General features: G+C 59.2%; 17 protein-coding genes and 3 pseudogenes. 8 read left to right on the top strand and 12 right to left on the bottom strand.

The window, feature by feature from the left end; all coding sequences use genetic code 11:
- Positions 1-45: 45 nt before the first annotated feature.
- The 5 genes and pseudogenes from HALXA_RS19290 to HALXA_RS19275 form a co-directional block, all read right to left on the bottom strand.
- On the bottom strand, positions 46-1,341 hold the full coding sequence (locus tag HALXA_RS19290; RefSeq protein WP_013875941.1) for a TRAP transporter large permease: 1,296 nt from the start codon (positions 1,339-1,341) through the stop codon (positions 46-48).
- Positions 1,338-1,898: a TRAP transporter small permease gene (locus HALXA_RS19285; RefSeq protein WP_013875940.1), complete on the bottom strand. Its 561-nt coding sequence runs from the start codon at positions 1,896-1,898 to the stop codon at positions 1,338-1,340. Before HALXA_RS19285 ends, HALXA_RS19290 begins: the two co-directional genes overlap by 4 nt.
- Positions 1,899-1,903: 5 nt before the next feature.
- Positions 1,904-2,944 carry a TRAP transporter substrate-binding protein gene (locus HALXA_RS19280; RefSeq protein ID WP_245550137.1) on the bottom strand — a complete coding sequence of 347 codons (1,041 nt, stop codon included), beginning with the start codon at positions 2,942-2,944 and terminating at the stop codon, positions 1,904-1,906.
- A 345-nt stretch (positions 2,945-3,289) separates the two neighbouring features.
- Positions 3,290-3,427, bottom strand: a complete 138-nt coding sequence (locus HALXA_RS22970; protein WP_449271602.1) for a DUF7344 domain-containing protein — start codon at positions 3,425-3,427, stop codon at positions 3,290-3,292.
- Between the two features lie 320 nt (positions 3,428-3,747).
- Positions 3,748-4,173, bottom strand: a pseudogene (locus HALXA_RS19275) (hypothetical protein); the annotation flags it as partial.
- Positions 4,174-4,318: 145 nt separating this feature from the next.
- Here HALXA_RS19275 and HALXA_RS19270 point away from each other — a divergent pair.
- Positions 4,319-4,732, top strand: coding sequence for a MarR family transcriptional regulator (locus HALXA_RS19270; protein WP_013875937.1), 414 nt, complete (start codon positions 4,319-4,321; stop codon positions 4,730-4,732).
- A gap of 187 nt (positions 4,733-4,919) precedes the next feature.
- On the opposite strand, the pseudogene HALXA_RS22885 reads toward HALXA_RS19270, so the two are convergent.
- Positions 4,920-5,204: pseudogene (locus HALXA_RS22885) on the bottom strand (MarR family transcriptional regulator); the annotation flags it as partial.
- A gap of 407 nt (positions 5,205-5,611) precedes the next feature.
- Here HALXA_RS22885 and tuf point away from each other — a divergent pair.
- From tuf to HALXA_RS19245, 5 genes and pseudogenes are all read left to right on the top strand, one after another.
- On the top strand, positions 5,612-6,883 hold the full coding sequence (gene tuf / locus HALXA_RS19260) for a translation elongation factor EF-1 subunit alpha (protein WP_013875936.1): 1,272 nt from the start codon (positions 5,612-5,614) through the stop codon (positions 6,881-6,883).
- Between the two features lie 414 nt (positions 6,884-7,297).
- On the top strand, positions 7,298-7,621 hold the full coding sequence (locus HALXA_RS19255) for a hypothetical protein (RefSeq protein ID WP_013875935.1): 324 nt from the start codon (positions 7,298-7,300) through the stop codon (positions 7,619-7,621).
- A 146-nt stretch (positions 7,622-7,767) separates the two neighbouring features.
- A pseudogene (locus HALXA_RS21255) lies at positions 7,768-8,016 on the top strand (IS6 family transposase); the annotation flags it as partial.
- A gap of 199 nt (positions 8,017-8,215) precedes the next feature.
- Positions 8,216-8,587 (top strand): hypothetical protein, encoded by a 372-nt coding sequence (locus HALXA_RS19250; RefSeq protein ID WP_049895564.1) that lies wholly within the window; start codon positions 8,216-8,218, stop codon positions 8,585-8,587.
- Positions 8,584-8,967 carry a hypothetical protein gene (locus HALXA_RS19245; RefSeq protein ID WP_013875933.1) on the top strand — a complete coding sequence of 128 codons (384 nt, stop codon included), beginning with the start codon at positions 8,584-8,586 and terminating at the stop codon, positions 8,965-8,967. The genes HALXA_RS19250 and HALXA_RS19245 overlap by 4 nt, the downstream gene beginning before the upstream one ends.
- 108 nt (positions 8,968-9,075) lie before the next feature.
- Here HALXA_RS19245 and HALXA_RS19240 read toward each other — a convergent pair whose 3' ends face one another.
- From HALXA_RS19240 to HALXA_RS19225, 4 genes are all read right to left on the bottom strand, one after another.
- Entirely contained in the window at positions 9,076-9,690 is a 615-nt protein-coding gene (locus tag HALXA_RS19240; RefSeq protein ID WP_013875932.1) for a TetR/AcrR family transcriptional regulator, read from the bottom strand.
- A gap of 329 nt (positions 9,691-10,019) precedes the next feature.
- The gene (locus tag HALXA_RS19235; protein ID WP_013875931.1) at positions 10,020-10,298 is read right to left on the bottom strand and encodes a hypothetical protein; all 279 of its coding nucleotides are present in this window, start codon (positions 10,296-10,298) and stop codon (positions 10,020-10,022) included.
- Positions 10,299-10,381: 83 nt separating this feature from the next.
- Positions 10,382-10,945, bottom strand: a complete 564-nt coding sequence (locus tag HALXA_RS19230) for an NAD(P)/FAD-dependent oxidoreductase (protein ID WP_013875930.1) — start codon at positions 10,943-10,945, stop codon at positions 10,382-10,384.
- Between the two features lie 301 nt (positions 10,946-11,246).
- Positions 11,247-12,002 (bottom strand): pirin family protein, encoded by a 756-nt coding sequence (locus HALXA_RS19225; RefSeq protein ID WP_013875929.1) that lies wholly within the window; start codon positions 12,000-12,002, stop codon positions 11,247-11,249.
- A gap of 200 nt (positions 12,003-12,202) precedes the next feature.
- Between HALXA_RS19225 and sod the strand changes: the two genes are divergently transcribed.
- Together sod and HALXA_RS19215 are read left to right on the top strand one after the other, a co-directional pair.
- Positions 12,203-12,805: a superoxide dismutase gene (gene sod, locus HALXA_RS19220; RefSeq protein ID WP_013875928.1), complete on the top strand. Its 603-nt coding sequence runs from the start codon at positions 12,203-12,205 to the stop codon at positions 12,803-12,805.
- A 280-nt stretch (positions 12,806-13,085) separates the two neighbouring features.
- On the top strand, positions 13,086-14,123 hold the full coding sequence (locus HALXA_RS19215; RefSeq protein ID WP_013875927.1) for a sodium:calcium antiporter: 1,038 nt from the start codon (positions 13,086-13,088) through the stop codon (positions 14,121-14,123).
- Between the two features lie 59 nt (positions 14,124-14,182).
- On the opposite strand, the gene HALXA_RS19210 is transcribed toward HALXA_RS19215, so the two are convergent.
- Positions 14,183-15,163: a winged helix-turn-helix domain-containing protein gene (locus tag HALXA_RS19210; protein ID WP_013875926.1), complete on the bottom strand. Its 981-nt coding sequence runs from the start codon at positions 15,161-15,163 to the stop codon at positions 14,183-14,185.
- 113 nt (positions 15,164-15,276) lie between these two features.
- The gene (locus HALXA_RS19205) at positions 15,277-16,947 is read right to left on the bottom strand and encodes an aldehyde ferredoxin oxidoreductase family protein (protein WP_013875925.1); all 1,671 of its coding nucleotides are present in this window, start codon (positions 16,945-16,947) and stop codon (positions 15,277-15,279) included.
- Positions 16,948-17,024 lie beyond the last annotated feature (77 nt).

Raw genomic sequence — 17,024 nt, 5'->3', positions numbered from 1 at the left:
GTGATTTCGCCTCAATAAGCGATTAGAGAGCTAGAAGGCAAAATCTCAGGCGAGGAAATTGACCTCGGGAAAGGCAAGGAGAACGAAGAGGAGCACCAGCAGACCGCCGAGATACGGTAGCGCTCGGTATGCCACGATCATGTAGTCGATGTCTGTGAGTCCGCTGATGATATAGAGGTTTAGCCCGTACGGAGGCGTGATAAAGCCGATTGCATCACCTAGAATGAAAATAACACCCCAAGTAACTGGATCGAGACCAATCTCGAGCGCGGCAGGCGTCAGTAGTGGTGCCGTCAGTACGACGTTCGGAATCGACGCCAGAGCCAGGCCCGCGATCAACACGGTTGCAACAAGCGCGACGATAATGAGCCAGTCCGATCCCAGCGAGAGGATCGCCTCTGAAACGGCATCTTCCAGGTTGAGATACGCAAGATTCTGCTGGACGAGAACAGCGATGACGATGATCGGCATCAGCACGCCAACCAGCACAAGCGACGTATAGCCAGCTTGGACCATTTTGGTCCCATTTCGGAGTCGGCCGGTGACGACAGCCGTTACGAGGATGTAGAGCACGGCGACTGATGCCGATTCCGCAGGCGAGAAGATGCCCGCGAAAATGCCGCCGAGCAGGATGATGATCGCGCCGAGTCCAATCTTCGCTTTCCAAGCGGTCTCCGCGACGTCTCGTACTTCGAAGTTGTATGCGTCCGTATCGATGCCGTAATCAAACCGATTCGAGATGAACATGTTGATTCCCAGCAGAATACCCATCATCGCTATCCCGGGAATGATGCCGGCGATGAACAGGTCCGGAATCGAGACGCCGAAGGTGACACCATAGACGATGAGCATGATACTCGGCGGGAGCACGCTCCCGATCGTTCCGCCGGATGCGATCGTGGCCGCCGCGTATCCTGGCTCGTATCCTTCCTCCTTCATCGACGGGTACAGCGCCTGACCGACGGATGCAGTCGTCGCGGCGTTCGATCCCGTGATCGCCGAGAAGATTGCTGATGTCCCGATGACCGTGTTCCCAGTGCTCCCGGGGAGCCACCCGAGACAGGCCCGCGAAAACGAAACGATGTCCTTAGAGACGTCTGCCTTCCTGAAGAGATCGCCGACAAGAATGAACAGCGGAATCGCAATGTAGGTGAACGACTCCAGCTCCGAGAAGGCCGTAATCGACATGTTCGCGATCGAGAATCCGGGAACGAGGAGGTAGAACGCGACGACCCAGAGCCCGAAGGAGAGCACGAGTGGCACGCCAAGTGCGAACAGCAGGACGCTAACGATCGCGACCGCCAGCAGGAGCAGCTCAAGCGGAAGGCTCGCGGTGATCATTCATCTCTCACCCCGATCTGCGGATCCGGCTGGATATCGTCACCGGCTCGATAGGCGATCGTCGTGGTGATCGCCTGCTGGATCACGCGAAGCAGGATCAGCCCCGTCCCAACCGGCACGGCGAGATAGAAGTGGGCCTGCATCACGTTCTCGGTGCCGACGACCATTCGACCAGACTCGAGCATCTGGACGAACTCTGGGATCGAGTACCAGAAGATCGCGCCGATGACGAGGATCCAGAGTAGCCACTCGATCACGTACATGGCGTACTGGCCGCCCTTCGAGAGCTTTGACCGAAACAGCGTAAACCGGAAGTACGACTGGTGGCGGAGACCGAACGACGCCGCGAGCCACGCGATCCAGACGAACAATCCCTGTGCGACTTCGAATCCCCAGTCGATTGTCCACGCGAAGAACGTGCGACCGAAGATGTCCGTGACCGTGATGGCCAGGACCACCATCAACAGCGTCAGTGCGAGCATCCCCTCGAAGTACTTCTCGAGGTACTCGAGCCACGACGGAAACCGAACGTCGGTCGTTTCCGTTATCGTTGACATGATTGTCAGATCTCCTCGAGGTAGTCGCCCCACCACGCATCGATGCTGAACTCGGACGGGGAGTTCGGTGCGTTGCTCTCACGAGCGATCTCGTAGATCCGCTCGTAGAAGTCGTCGGGCGTCTCCTCAAAGTTATCGAGCAGTTCTCGTTCGGGCTCCCACTTCTCGGGGTTCTGTTGCGGATCGAGCGGATCAACCCACGCCTGTCGTTCGTCGTCGTCGAGGATGTTCACCGTCACGCCGAACTCGTCCCATGCCGAACCGTCCGGCGGCGGCGCCTGCTGCCCAACACGTTCGTTGACCAGTTCGTCAGCCTGTGCGACCGCTTCTTCGGTCGTCTCTCGCGTGACCTCGGCGATCAGATCGCGATGCTCCTCCGGGAGCGACTGCAGCCAGTCCGTGTTCACCCACAGGGTGCCTTGCCCGCACATGAACCCCACGTCGACGACCTGATCGATGACCGACCCCATCCCGGAGCCGATCGCGACCGACGACCACGTCTCGAGTCCCTGCACGACGCCGGTCTCCATCCCCTGAACGGTGTCGCCCCACGAAACTTCGGTCGGCGTCGCGCTCCAGGTCCCAAGCGATTCGTCTGCGGCCCGTGACGCGGTCCGGCGGATGATCAGACCCTCGAGTTGCTCCGGTCGCCGGAGGTCGCCGCCGATCTGTTTCGTTCCGTCCTCGGAGATGAAGACGTCCCGGAGCGCAGGCGTCCAGTAATAGAACGGGAGCACATTGTACTTCCGCGCGAATGGAAGCCAGAAGTTCTCCCATGCGTACTCGTGTGTGAGCGTGTACGTGATCGATTCAGGCGACGGAAACGTGTACGGAACGAGCCAGATCTGGTTTTCCGGAAAGAACGCCGTCGAATTCCCGATCGACCCGTAGCCGGCCTCGATAACCTGACTCTGAACTTTCGTTCCGCAACTCGCCGAACTGCAAATCTGGTTGTTCGGCTGGATGATCATCGTCAGTTCGCCGTCCGACTCCGCCTCGAGGCGGTCGGCAATCGCGAACGACGCCGATGGCGAGATACAGTCCAAACAGTTGTCGTCTGGGTTGCCGAGTTCGCCGACTGTGAACTCTCCGTTACTCTCTTGGCGGTCAGTAAGTAAACTCAGACAACCGGCCATTCCTGCAGTGATTGTCACCCCACCAGTACCGAGCAACGCTCGTCTTGTCCAGCCGTCGTTACTCGTCATTCTGAACCACCACTATGATACGATACTGATCCTCTCTACTGGATGTCATTCACAGTACAATCCTGATACTGGGCTGTATGTGTGTATTAGGCTTGCACACACAACTCGAATAATATATAATTATTATCGCATATGGGTATTATAGCGATTAGTCTGAAATAGTTACACAGAGTCGGCTTCGTCTTGTTAATCAACCGTGAGTAAATCCTGATACTGCTTGATGTGTTCCACTTGCTCTGCAAGCGTAACTATATCTCGCTCCTGATCGTATGTTACGATGCCTGCCTCCTCCAATTTCGGAATATGAGTGTGGTAGAGCAACATATATATTCGTTTTTCCTGCTGCGATAGAGAACTACACGCCCCTATGGATCGTTCACGAGCGGCTCGGCCGAATCAGTCGGACAGCAGAAGAACTCATCGACGTTCTCGAGGGCGAATCCTCGTCCTAATTCAGTTAACCAACGGAGTGATGGGTACCTTCCGGTCTGTTGGTTAAGTTTTTCTGCACCCGTGGAGGGGCGGGGCGCATCTTCGTCGAATGATGACTGACCGCTATCTCACGACGGTCCTTGAGGAAGCCGAGCACGTTGCCGAGCAGCACGACCAGGTCAGTTAACACAGGCAGTCGCGGTCCCCTGCTATCACGGGAGGTCTTCTGTCACGTCGACGAGTTCCTCCTCGGTCTGCCAGCGATACAGCCGCCCCTCTCGGTCGAACAGCTCGAAGATGCCGTCCTGCATCCAGCCGAATGGGTGTTCTTCGTCCTCGTACTCCCGTTTGAGGACGTGGCTCTTCGCGAAGAACTCCGTCGTGCCGACGAGGAGTCCCTGTTCGACGAGAAAGTCACTCGGCTCTTTTTCGGCGACGCCGACGAGGTAGGTCACGATGTCGGCGATCAGGCAGAACTTCTGGATGCTGTTATCCCATTCGCCACGGATATCAACCATTCGGAAGGCGTAGGCGTCCTGCCGGCGGTTGAGGCGGTCGACCACGAGGTTCAGTCGGCGGATCGGTTCCCGGTCGTAGTTCCCCAGCACGAAGTACGACTGGTCGTTCTCGTAGACGGGGGCTCCTCGTCGGACATATACGAACGCTCTCAGCGTCGTGAGATATGGTTTACGGAGTAAATTACTAACTTAATCGAGTGTGGTTTACCCAGGGGTAGTTTACTCAAGGGTAAACTACTTGCCGCCAGGACGTGTATCGTGTCGTATGAGCACCGACCTGGAGACTGCTGAGGGGATGGAATCCCGGGAACTCGTCCACTTCGTTACCCAACAGACGCGGTTCGCGCTGATCAACAACATCCTCCAGCACCCCGAGCAGCTCCCCTCAATGTACGAGCTCGAGGAGCTCAATCCCAGCGTAAGCGACGCCACCGTCTACAAGCACATCCAGAAGCTGATCGACGCTGGTATCGTCAAAGAGGTAGCCCTCGACGATGACGAACGTCGACAGGGGTACCCGTGGAAGTTCTACGGGCTCACCGAAAAGGGTCGGGAGTTCCTCGACGACCACAACCTCCTCGCAGCAGAGGAGACGCTCCAACAGATCTACGACACCATCTCAGACAAGCCCGAGAAGATGGTCAAGTACGAGAACGCTCCTCGTCCGGGAGAAGCGTAACTCCCGTAAGTTCGGCCCGAATTAGCACTCGGTCAGGATTTAATTTTATAGTCAGTCGCCAGCTCCTGGAACTCGTCCCACTCCGGAAGGCGGTCGTCGTCGACCTCCCCTTGCGTCTCGAGGTAGCGGAGTAAGGCGTCAATTTCGTCCTTGAGGCCTCAGCAATCTCGGTGACTTTCCGTGGTCAGTCGAGATAATAGAGCATCTTCAGAGCCTTCCCAGTCAACAACTCGGAGAAGTCGATGTGAGAGTGTTGGCGAACGAGATTCTGGTAGATTTCGACTGCCCGGATATCCGAAGGTCGACCCGCTTCCAGTGACCGTCTCGTTCCGTGTAGACTAGACCTTTCTTGCTGAGGTCCGTGACGGCTCGCGAGAGAACTCTCGCTATGGCCGAGCTTCGTCGCGAGTTCGAAAATCGTGTCACTCCGTTTGACGGCGGCGAGCATCTCGAGCTCGATCCTTCGAAGCACGGTGTAACATAGTACGAAACCAGTATATAATCCAGTTTCGAGTAATGTTACAGATAGCAGAGAGTAGGTCATCACCACTAACTTAACCAACAAATTATGGACGGCGCTCCGTGTTGGTTAACATTTCGATGCAGGACTTCGCCGTAGCCCTCGTGGACGAACTCGAAGAAGAAAACGCCGTTCACACTCACCTCGGAACTGGGAACTGATCGCAATCCGGTTTCATATTCTTCAGCGATTTCAGCGCGGTCGTGACTGATGTACTTGACTAATACCCTGATCAGGGTCCAAGACATCACGTTCAGCTACGGTGACGTTTCCGTCCGTCGGACGTTTCAGTATATCATTACAGAGATTTACGGGTGTCTAGCACGTATTTTAGATAACGGACCTCGAGACGATTCATCATGAGCGCAGACAAACCTCATCAGAACCTGGCCATTATCGGTCACGTTGACCACGGGAAGAGTACACTCGTAGGACGCCTCCTCTACGAGACGGGGAGCATACCCGAGCACGTCATCGAACAGCACCGCGAAGAAGCCGAGGAGAAGGGCAAGGGCGGCTTCGAGTTCGCCTACGTCATGGACAACCTCACCGAGGAACGCGAACGCGGTGTCACCATCGACATTGCTCACCAAGAGTTCTCGACGGACACGTACGACTTCACCATCGTCGACACGCCCGGTCACCGAGACTTTGTGAAGAACATGATTACTGGGGCCTCACAAGCCGATCATGCCGTCCTCGTCGTCGCCGTCGACGACGGCGTCGCGCCTCAGACCCAGGAACACGTCTTCCTAGCTCGCACCCTTGGAATCGACGAACTCATCGTCGGCATCAATAAGATGGACGTCGTCGACTACGAGGAGTCGACGTACAACGAGGTCGTTGAGGAGGTCACACAGCTACTCAAGCAGGTCCAGTTCAATACCGACGACGCATCGTTCATTCCTGTCTCTGCCTTTGAAGGAGACAACGTTTCCGAGCACTCCGACAACACGCCGTGGTACGACGGCGAAATACTGCTCAAGGCGCTCAACGAACTGCCTGAACCGAAGCCACCAACGGACGCGCCGCTGCGACTTCCAATCCAAGACGTCTACACGATTTCGGGCATCGGTACCGTCCCGGTCGGACGGATCGAGACCGGCGTCATGGAGACCGGCGACAACGTCTCTTTCCAGCCCAGCGATGTGGGCGGGGAGGTCAAGACGATCGAGATGCACCACGAAGAGGTGCCCAAGGCCGAACCCGGTGATAACGTCGGCTTCAACGTCCGTGGCATCGGCAAGGACGACATCCGCCGCGGTGACGTCTGTGGCCCCGCCGACGATCCGCCGAGTGTCGCCGAGACGTTCCAGGCCCAGATTGTCGTCATGCAACACCCCTCGGTCATCACTGCCGGCTACACACCTGTCTTCCACGCTCACACGGCACAGGTCGCCTGTACCATCGAATCGATCGATCAGAAGATCGACTCCTCAAGCGGCGAGGTCGCCGAGGAAAACCCCGACTTCATCCAGTCGGGTGACGCTGCCGTAGTCACCATCCGACCACAAAAGCCCCTCAGCATCGAACCGTCCAGCGAGATCCCCGAACTCGGGAGCTTTGCCATCCGCGACATGGGTCAGACCATCGCGGCCGGCAAGGTCCTCGAGGTCCACGAACGGACCTGAAGACGGCACGGAAAACGCGCTTGTCCTCCCTTCCGACTCGTTCAAGGAAGTCTGCGGTCGTTTTCGAATGGTCGTGATTGTGATTTTTCTGCCAATGATAGCAATATCGATATCCAGCTATCCGGAAGCGACTGCGCTGTGAACGTGCAATACCCGTGGTAGTGAGGTAGATCGCACAACACTTTGCCTAGGATCAATTGACCACGGTGGATAATTGAATTACAGTAATGCATTCGACCGCCCTTGACCCCACCAACCAATTCAATATATTCGATCACGGAGTAACATAATACAGAACTATTATATTAATAAATATTAAACAATGTTATTGATAGTAGAGACTGTGTTATCGCCACTAACTTAACCAACAAAATTATTGATCGGCGTCACGTGTTGGTTAACACGAGACAGCTGATGTCCTACGGACCACCGACCCCGCCAACGGACATCCCGACGGATTTGGTCAACACTCTCAACGAGTCCACTTCCGAACGACTCCGACACATCGCCCGCTACGCTGAAGAGTTGGCTGAGTACAAAGAGCGCGAGACCCGCCTCGAGGAAGAGTCAGACGAAGACGAGATCAGAGAGCGCCCCGATGACCTCCCTGACGACGTCCCATCAAAGGCTACGATCACGATCAAAGAAATCAACGATAATCGCTACTACTACTGGCAGTGGAGGGAAGGAGATCAAATCAAGTCTAAATATAAGGGACCGGTCAACTCCAACGAGTAGAGCAAGTAACTCAGACCGGATCTCATGCTGGACTCCATGGAGTAAACGTCGTGGAGGTGCCAATATGATGATTCTCTGAACGAAGAGACACCCCTCTACCGATATGTTTGTGTACCTGTGATCCACGTTCGTCCTTTTCCTTCTAAGTCGCAGTGTTCGGACAACAAGGCACCGATCCAGCCGCTGCATTCCTGTATCGATTGACCGAGAAACACGATCTCTCGGAGACGGCCTTTCTCGTCGATAGCTATGACTATCTGACTTCCCTCTCCCGATTAGGATTAAGCGGTCAGCTCGACTACGTCGAGCGATACCTGATCGAAAAGTGGTTCCAGACTTTCAAGATTCGGGTTAACCGCTTCCATAATTCGTGGGTGGGCAGTCGGGCGAGCGTCAGTACTAGACGGCGACTGCCTATTGCACCTATTGAAACTATTCTATCTATTCTTCCTATTCTCCCTATCGATGTCCGTTCAATACGTGGTATCATGTGAAGAGGTATTGTCGCTATTCGGACGGCCGATTCTCGTCTCGAGGGTGTTGATGAGCTACCTCTGTGCGATTGGCGCAACCGTTATGACCCTTGTACATGGAATGGGCGCGAGCGACGATCCGCGACGAGTCCACTTTCAATCGCCCGAGTATCTCATCGATCGACTCGATGCAATTGCGAAACTCTTCGACAAAGACCGCACGGACCTCCTTGTCGAGGCTATTCGTAACTACATTGAGGAGACGACCGACAGTGAGACGTTCCAAGAACTGGTCGCAACAAAATACGACGACGACCAACTTGAGTTCGAGACGGTCAAGCAACTAGCCGGCGCCGAGACTGCCCAGTGGCTCCGTCTCCTCAAAGCGGATCTCGAGGACAAACCGCTCGACATCGCTGCTCCCAACGATGTCGACATCTACGACGGCGACGCAATGGCCGTGGACACCGCGGATGAAGACGACGATCGATGAGCAGCCGACTGAAACTACGAACGGTCGTCGCCGACACCAGCGCGCTCGTCTGCCTCGCCGTACCCCGTGCCGATGCGGCCGTCGATACCGACGCCCCGGATCCGCTCCAATACTTGCTCACCTCGTGTGACGTGTTTGTCCCCTCGGAAGTTGTCGCAGAGCTCCACGACATCACGCAGTATCAGGACATTTACGCCGCAGCTACGAGTAACGTCCTCGCGGCTCGCGGTCACTACACGGCGCGGCTCATCTACGACTACGCCCGGAACGGCTATATGACCACCGAAGCGGCGAGAACGCTGCTCACCGTAATCAGTCCGCATCGAAGCTGGGACGACAGTCCGTACGTCGCCCAGTTGGTGGCACTCCTTGAGCAGTGATCACGCTTACTCAGGGATCAGAATATGACATGTAGTTCCATGACCAACTCCCGGATTTCACCGATACGGTAAGTCTGACAGAAACGGAACACTGTCTACTGTATCCGCTTAGTCGTTGGCGTACAACGAGTCGAGAACGAACTCGTCGATAGCTCGCCGCGCGTCTTCGGGGGCGTCGTCGTCACCCAGCGAAATCCGGCGCTCTCGAGCGGCGTGGATCACGTCGGTCAGCAGTTGCCCCATCTGTGCGGCGTCGACGTCGCGGAAGACGCCTTGTTCGATCCCCTCCTCGATGACCTCGACGATGCTCTCCCGGAGTCGCGTGTAGTGATCGTTGAAGATCTCGCGGTGTCGCTCGTCGTTTCGGGCGTGTGCGAACAACTCGTGATACACCTTCATGCGGTCCCAGTGCGTGAACTCGTCGAATTCGGGCCCAAACAGGCACTGATCGATCCGCGCGTCGAGTTGCGCTTTCGGATTCGCTTCGCTGTCGACGGTGACGCTCCCCTCGTACTGCTCGATGACGTACTCGAGAAACGAGGCCATGAGATCGTACTTTCCGTCGAAGTGGTAGTGGATGACCTGCCTGGTCATGTCCATCTCTTCGCCGATATCGCGCATTCTGAGGTCCTTGTACCCGTGCTCGCTGATCGCGCGGAACGTCGCCTCCATGATCACCTCCCGCGTATCGGTAGACGCGGCCTCCCCCTGGGGCTCGCTCATACACCGCATTCAGCGGCGTGTCGTATATAACGGTTGCCTCGAGGCATGTCCCTCGAGGGATGACCGTGACGCGGGGACTCGGATCGATCCCTCGATCGAAGGCAGCGCCGACCGGGTCGGCCTACTGAAAGTCTCTGCACACCCGATCGCAGGACGCCATTGCGATCGGTGTGTAAATCGTTTCAGCAGAGGAGCCTTGAACCCTCTCTTGGCGATCGGTTTCAGCAGCCGAAAACAGGGCGCGTGTGCGGCAACGAGATATAGGCGCGACGACGGTCCGAAACCTGTCTCACTGGCTGGAACGCGCGTTCCAGTGGCTCGGTAACGTATTACTTCGCGTTCGTCGCCAGTTCGTCCACGTCGGATTCGGCTCGATCCTTCCAGACGATGGTGCGCTGGCTGCCGGTGAAGTACCGGTACGCGGCGTACAGCAAGTTCGGGACGCCCATCGCCCACCAGATCGTCAAGATGGCGATGATGAGGTGGATACCCGGATTACCGAATTCACGCTGCACGAGCGTGACTCGGTCCTGGGTCTCCTCCTCAATCTTCCATCCGGATTCGACCATCGCGGTGACCTCGCGCCGATAGGAGTCGGAACGGTCCATACGGTACTGTACGGCGCCGCACCGAAAAGCGGTTGCGCTACCTTTCGTCCGTGCGTTACGTTGCGACCTGTCCGGTTCGAGGCTCAGAGTTCGGGAACGTCCGACGGCATGTCGAAGTCGTGGTAGTACTCGCCTTTCTCCTTCGAGAGAATATCGAGCACCGCCGCGGCGCCGTCTCCCGCTGCGATGACCGCCTGCCACTTCTCGGCGCGGCCCATCGCACCCGTCGCGTAGACGTTCTCGACCGACGTCTCCATGTCCAGGTTCACGTCGACGACGTCCTCGTCGGTGAACGCACAGCCCAATCCCTCCGCGAGGTCTCGGTTCCCGCCGGTCGCCAGAATGACGTACTCGGCGGCGTACTGATCCGATTCCGTCGTGATCGCGAACCCGTCGCCGTCTTCCTCGACGTTCGTCACTTCCTCGTCTTCGTGGAGCGTCGCCCCGCGGTCGCGGGCCTGGCCGCGCGAGATTTCGAGGAACTCGTCGCCGCTGATGCTCCGGACGGCGGGGTAGTTGAACAGGTGCGCCTTGTGCATCCACGACTCGTCCGTGTCGAAGAGGATCGTCTCGAGGTCGTTCTTCGCGGCGTACAGTGCGGCGCTGAGGCCGGCAGGGCCGCCTCCGATGATTGCTACGTCTGCCATATTCAGAACCAATTAATCTCGGTTAATGTATCTTACCATCTAGTAAAAGACTACGTCGCGGTGACTTCCGGGTGTCGACTGATCGAGAGGTGACCGAGGGGACCACTCACCTAATCCGTTTCTCGATTCGTCGTCCGATTTGGTTCTCTCTCGAGCGTACCGATAGTGAACGGTTCCTGTATGCCGCTACAGTTGCAAACCCTGCACATCGACCGAAGACCGTCGAGGCGATTGGCCGTACCAGTATCGTCGCCGTCACGGCAGTGCCTCGAGTATCTTGACGCCTCTGACTCCTCCCTGATTAGAGAACGAACGGCCCCCGCTGGCGGATCGGATCGCCGTGGGGGCGTCCGGAAACGGCGACGACGCGGAACGGCTCCTCAGCCTCGAGAACGATGTCCTCGCTCCGCCCCGCCTCGACCGGGAGGACGTCTCCCTCCTCGAAGGCGTCCCCGTCGACGGTTCCCTCTCCTGCAACGCTGTAGAGGAAGCCGGTCCAGTCGTCCGGCAGCGACCACGTCCACTCGTCGGTGACGCGGACGTCGAGGTACTCCATCTCGGTGTGGAGGTCGAGCGGCGAGCCGTCGCCGACGACCGTCGTCACGGTCGCACCCTCCCGGTCCTCGGTCGGCAGTTGGTCGGCCGTCGCGTCGGCGTAGTCCGGTTCGGCGTCTTTCTTCGCGTCCGGGAGGTTCACCCAGAGTTGGAGTCCGTTGCAGGCTGCCCCGTCGGCGGCGAACTCCGAGTGGCGGATCCCGCTTCCGGTCGTGATCCGCATCGCCTCTCCCGCTCGAGCCGTGTAGCTCACGTCGAGCGTGTCCTCGTGGTCCATCCCGCCCTCGAGCATGTAGGTGACGATCTCGAACCCCTTGTGGGGGTGCATCGGGAAGCCCTTCTCCGGGTCGATGTAGAACCGCTCGAAGAGGACGAACGGGTCGAGATTCGCGGGGTAGTCGTTCGTGGGGAACGCGCGGTTCGCGGTGACGCCGGCCCCGTGTCGAACCAACCCGCCCGAGAGCGGCCCGTCTCGGTCGGTCGTCGTTTCGTTCGATGCCATACCCGACCTCGTCCCTCGCTACTGATAAGGGTCGCGTAGCCGGAAACGCAAACCAGATAAAAATCAGATATTATTTTCCTATCCTCTGCAGGGGGAGTCTGAAACGGCTTGAATCTTCGATACTCTATATCTAATAGATGTTACTTGAACGCCCTACAGAAAATCTTCATATCCGTCCCGTTGCTATTCGGTACTGTATCATGAGCGACTACGAACTGCCGCCGCTGCCGTACGACTACGACGCACTCGAACCGCACATCAGCGAACAGGTCCTGACCTGGCATCACGACACCCACCACCAGGGCTACGTCAACGGCTGGAACAGCGCCGAGGAAACCCTCGCCGAGAACCGCGAGGAGGGCGACTTCGCCGGATCGGCGGGTGCGATCCGAAACGTCACGCACAACGGCTCGGGACACATCCTCCACGACCTCTTCTGGCAGTCCATGAGCCCCGAGGGCGGCGACGAGCCCGAGGGCGATCTCGCGGACCGCATCGAGGAGGACTTCGGCTCCTACGAGGCCTGGAAGGGCGAGTTCGAGGCCGCCGCCTCGAACGCGGGCGGCTGGGCGCTGCTCGTCTACGACTCCTTCAGCAACCAGCTGCGCAACGTCGTCGTCGACAAGCACGACCAGGGCGCGCTCTGGGGCAGCCACCCGATCCTCGCGCTGGACGTCTGGGAACACTCCTACTACCACGACTACGGCCCGGCCCGCGGCGACTTCGTCGACGCCTTCTTCGAGGTCGTCGACTGGGAAGAGCCGTCGGCGCGATACGAGCAGGCCGTCGAACTGTTCGAGTAACGCGATCCGACGTGGGCATCACGGCGGTCGATTTTCCGCACCGAACGCTGTAACTGCTGCTCGTTTTCCGTACTGGATCGAGCGGTTTCGCTCGCGGCTTCCTTGGTAGAGTCGCTGGCTGATCCTCCGGTATCCGATTCGCGTACGTCGAAAACGGTATCGGAATTACACGAATAGGACGCTACGTGAACGCCACTCGATTGCGGACCGACGGACGATCGATACGGGGCGTTCGGTCCAAATCCGAACGAGTATCCCGCGTTATAAACTTCTGCTATCTATGATCCCGCTCGCTCTCCTTCCGGATACGCCGAGCGTCAACATCGCAACCATCGTCGTCGCAACCGTCTTCATCTGGTTCGGCAGCGGCTGGCTCGAGGAATCCGCGGATCACCTCTCGACGTACTACGGACTTCCCGCCGTCGTTCAGGGGTCGATCGTCGTGGCCATCGGGTCCAGCTTTCCGGAACTGGCCAGCGTCGTCTTCACGGCGCTCGGCGGCACGTTCAACATGGGCGTCGGCGCGATCGTCGGCTCGGCGCTCTTCAATATCCTCGTTATTCCCGCAGTATCGGGCATCGCCACCGACGACGAACTCGAGACGAACCGGACGCTCGTCTTCAAAGAGGCGCAGTTCTACATGATCGCCGTCTCCGCGCTCGTCGTGACGTTCGCGCTCGCGGTGATCTACGTTCCGGTGCCCGACGGGTCGGAACTCACCGGACGGCTCACGCGACCGTTCGCGCTGATTCCGATCCTCCTCTACGGCCTGTACGTCTTCATTCAGTGGCAGGACGTGAGCGATTACGACGCCGAGAACGAGCCGCTCGAGGTTTCGATCGGAACGGCGTGGGGGAAGCTAGTGGTCGGGTTACTCGTGATACTCGTGTCCGTCGAACAGTTGGTCGGCGGCGTCGAATCGCTCGGCCACACGTTCGGGATCCCCGAGTTCTTGGCGGGCGTCACGATCATCGCGGCGGCGACCAGCCTCCCGGATACGCTCGTCAGCGTCCGCTCCGCGAAAGCGGGGAAAGGCGTGACGAGCCTCGGAAACGTGCTCGGGTCGAACACCTTCGACCTCCTCGTCGCAATTCCGCTCGGGGTGATGATCGCCGGGAGCGTCCCCGTCGACTTCGCGGTCGCCGTTCCCATGTTCGGCGTCCTGACGCTCGCGACCGTGCTGCTGTTTACGTTTCTCCGGACGGACCTCGTGATCACGCGCGGCGAATCCTACGCGCTGTTGCTCGCGTACGGGTTGTTCGTTCTCTGGGTGATCGCGGAAACCGCCGGTATAACGCAGCTACTCAAAGGGACGTGAACCGATCGGAGCCGTTCGACGGAACAGTAGCCGAGCGCCCTGATGATCTCGAGCAGCGCCTACTGCGGCAGGTGTTCGACGACCGCCGTCTCGAGGACCGATCCGGTTTCGTCGAGTAGCACCTGAAGTTCGTCGCCCTCGCAGGGAAGCGTGAGCTGTACGCGGAGCGGGTCCTCCTCGACGATCGTCGTTCGGGTATCGCTGACGCACCAGTCGAAGCGCCAGAACGGTGCCGTGTTCAGGTCGACGCCGCGCTCGGAGTGGAAGACGAGGACGTCGGCGTTGTCCAACAGCGTGAGGCCGACCGTCGACTGCAGTTGATACCCGCACCGCTGGCAGACGTGTTCGACGGCGACGTTCTGATCGTCGGCGTCGGGGTCCCGGACGAGATCGGTTTCGACGGTGCCCGTACACTCCGGACAGACGCCGTCGGCGGCGAGACAGTAGTGGTGGCGCACGTAGTGGTGAAACGCCTGCAGGAGTTCCTCGGTCGAGCGGTCGTCCAGCCCGCCGGTGGGGAACGGATAACTCACCTGAATCGCGCCGCAGTCGGTACAGCCGATCGTGAGCGTGTCATCGACGTACCAGCCCTGCAGCGAGCCGTCGCAGTCGTAACACGAGCCATCAACCGGGAAGAAGCCGAGTTTCGCGCGTTCGGTGAAGGTTCCGCTGAAGATCGAACTGACGACCTTCCGGCCGGGGTAACGGAACTCGTAGCCGTCGTCGGTCCGTGCGATGAAGTGATCGGTGAGCTGCTGGAGGTGATAGTTGAAGTTCGCGCTGTCCTCGATATCGACCGCGTCGAAGAGGTCCGTGAAGCTCACCGGGGACTCGTCGGCATCGAGCTTGAGCAGCGACCGAAGGATGTCGACGCGCGTTTCGTTGCCGAGCGTCGCGAACACGTCCGCCGGGAGCAATTGCGACTCGGTCTGTGCGATGGCACCCGGTTCTGTGCTTTCCTCCCCCTCCGGTCCGGTATCCCGATCGGTCCCCTGCCCCGATTTCGTGTCGGAGCCGACCGTCCGGTCGAACTGACTCATAGGCGTGGTCTAGTTAACCAGGTGGTAAAGCCTGTCGACCGACTGGTTTCGGTTCGATCCCTGGCATCGGTTTCCCTACCGGACACGGTCCGGCCCGGAGTCGATCTCGTCGGTTACACGGAGACGCCCGCAGGAACTGCGTCGTCGGGAACGACGCCGTCCTCCCAGCCGCGAGCGTCGTAGTACTCCTCGAGCGCCCGCTCGAAATCGGGGATTTCGTAGGGCAGGTCGTCGTCCGACGCGTCGAACCCGCGCTGGTTGTTGAAGTGACGCTCGAGCGTGACGACCCGATCGCCGACCGCGAGCAACTCCTCGAAGTCGGCGCTGAACAGGCTCTCGTACCGGTCGGGATTCATGTAGTCCCGCGAGAACTTGCAGACGACGCCGGAGTCGTTGAGCGCCATCAGGTTCTCCCGTTGGACGAGTCGGTCGGCCTTGCCGACGGTGCCGGTCGGGTCGAGGGCCTGCTCGTCGGGGACGAGCGGGTATTCGACCGAGTAGAAGACCGAGTACATGTGGTCGGCGCCGCGGTTGGCGACCGCGTAAGAGAGGCCCTGACCGTGAAGGACGCGCCCCTCGTGGGCGGCGAAGTCCATCCCCTTGACCGTCCAGTTGTCGACGCCGAGTTCCTCGTGGGCGCGGTCGATCCCCTCCGCGAGGGTGTCGCCGACGCCGTCCCGGAACGCGATCCGTTCGACGAGCTCGTGGATCAGGTCGTCGTTGCCGAACTCGTCCTCGGCGGCGAGGTACGCCGCGACGGTGTTCCCGGCGGAGATCGCGTCGAGACCGTACCGATCGCAGAGTTCGTTCGACTTCATCACGTCGACGATGTCGTCGACGCCGGAGTTGGAGCCGAAGGCCATCGCGACCTCGAACTCCGGCCCTTCGGTTTCGACGCCGCGTTCGTCGTCTTTGGTCGGAAGCTTACAGGCGAAGGCGCAGGCGGAGCAGGTACCTTTCTTGTACTTCTTCTCCTCGACGGCCGCGCCGTTGATCCCCTCGACACCCTCGAACTGCCGCTCGGAGAAGTAGTACGACGGCAGGCCCTCGATCTCGTTCGCCAGGTCCATCACCGCGACGGTCCCCTGGCGCTTCATGATGTTATCGTCGGTCGCCGCTTCGCTGTGGATCTCGTTTTGCGTCGCGGGAATCTCGATGTCGGGGGCGGAATCGCCGTCGAAGGTGATCGCCTTGACGTTCTTCGAACCGAGCACCGCGCCCAGTCCGCCGCGGCCGAACGCCCGCTCCTCGGAGGTCATAATCGACGCGAACCGAACTTCGCGTTCGCCGGCCGGCCCGATGACGGCGGTCTGATCCGCCGTGATCCCGCGTTCGTCCTCGAGATACGCAACCGTCTCGGGAACGGTCGCGTCCTCGAGGTCCGGGACGGACTCGAACCTGACGCCGTCGTCGCGGACGTGGACGACGACCAGCTCGTCGCTCGCACCCGCGATCTCGACGGCGCCGTAGCCGGTGGCGGCGAAGTTTCGGGACATGAAGCCGCCGGCGTTGCTCGAGAGGAGCCCGTCGGTCAGCGGCGAGACGCCGGTGCAGTTCATCCGCCCCGTGAAGCTCATTCTCGAGGCCTGCATCGGGCCGGTGGTGAAGAACAGTCGGTTGTCCGGGGCGAACGGCCCGACGTCGAACGGAATCCGTTCGTGGGCGAGCCGCGTCGCGACGCCGCGGCCGCCGATGTACTCCCGGTGGACCGATTCGATATCCGTTTCGTCCGTCGTCTCCGCCCCCACGTCGATCGTCAGTAAGGGCCCGCGACTGTGTAGCATACGTCGTCATTTCCGGGACCGCTATTAGGCTTTGTCCATCGGCGATTGAGACGGAATTCAAACATGTCTAATTTAAA

This window comes from Halopiger xanaduensis SH-6 (genome assembly GCF_000217715.1).
Taxonomy (GTDB): Archaea; Halobacteriota; Halobacteria; order Halobacteriales; family Natrialbaceae; genus Halopiger; species Halopiger xanaduensis.
Note: the sequence above shows the minus strand (reverse complement) of the source record. Positions and strands in the feature narration are given on the sequence as shown.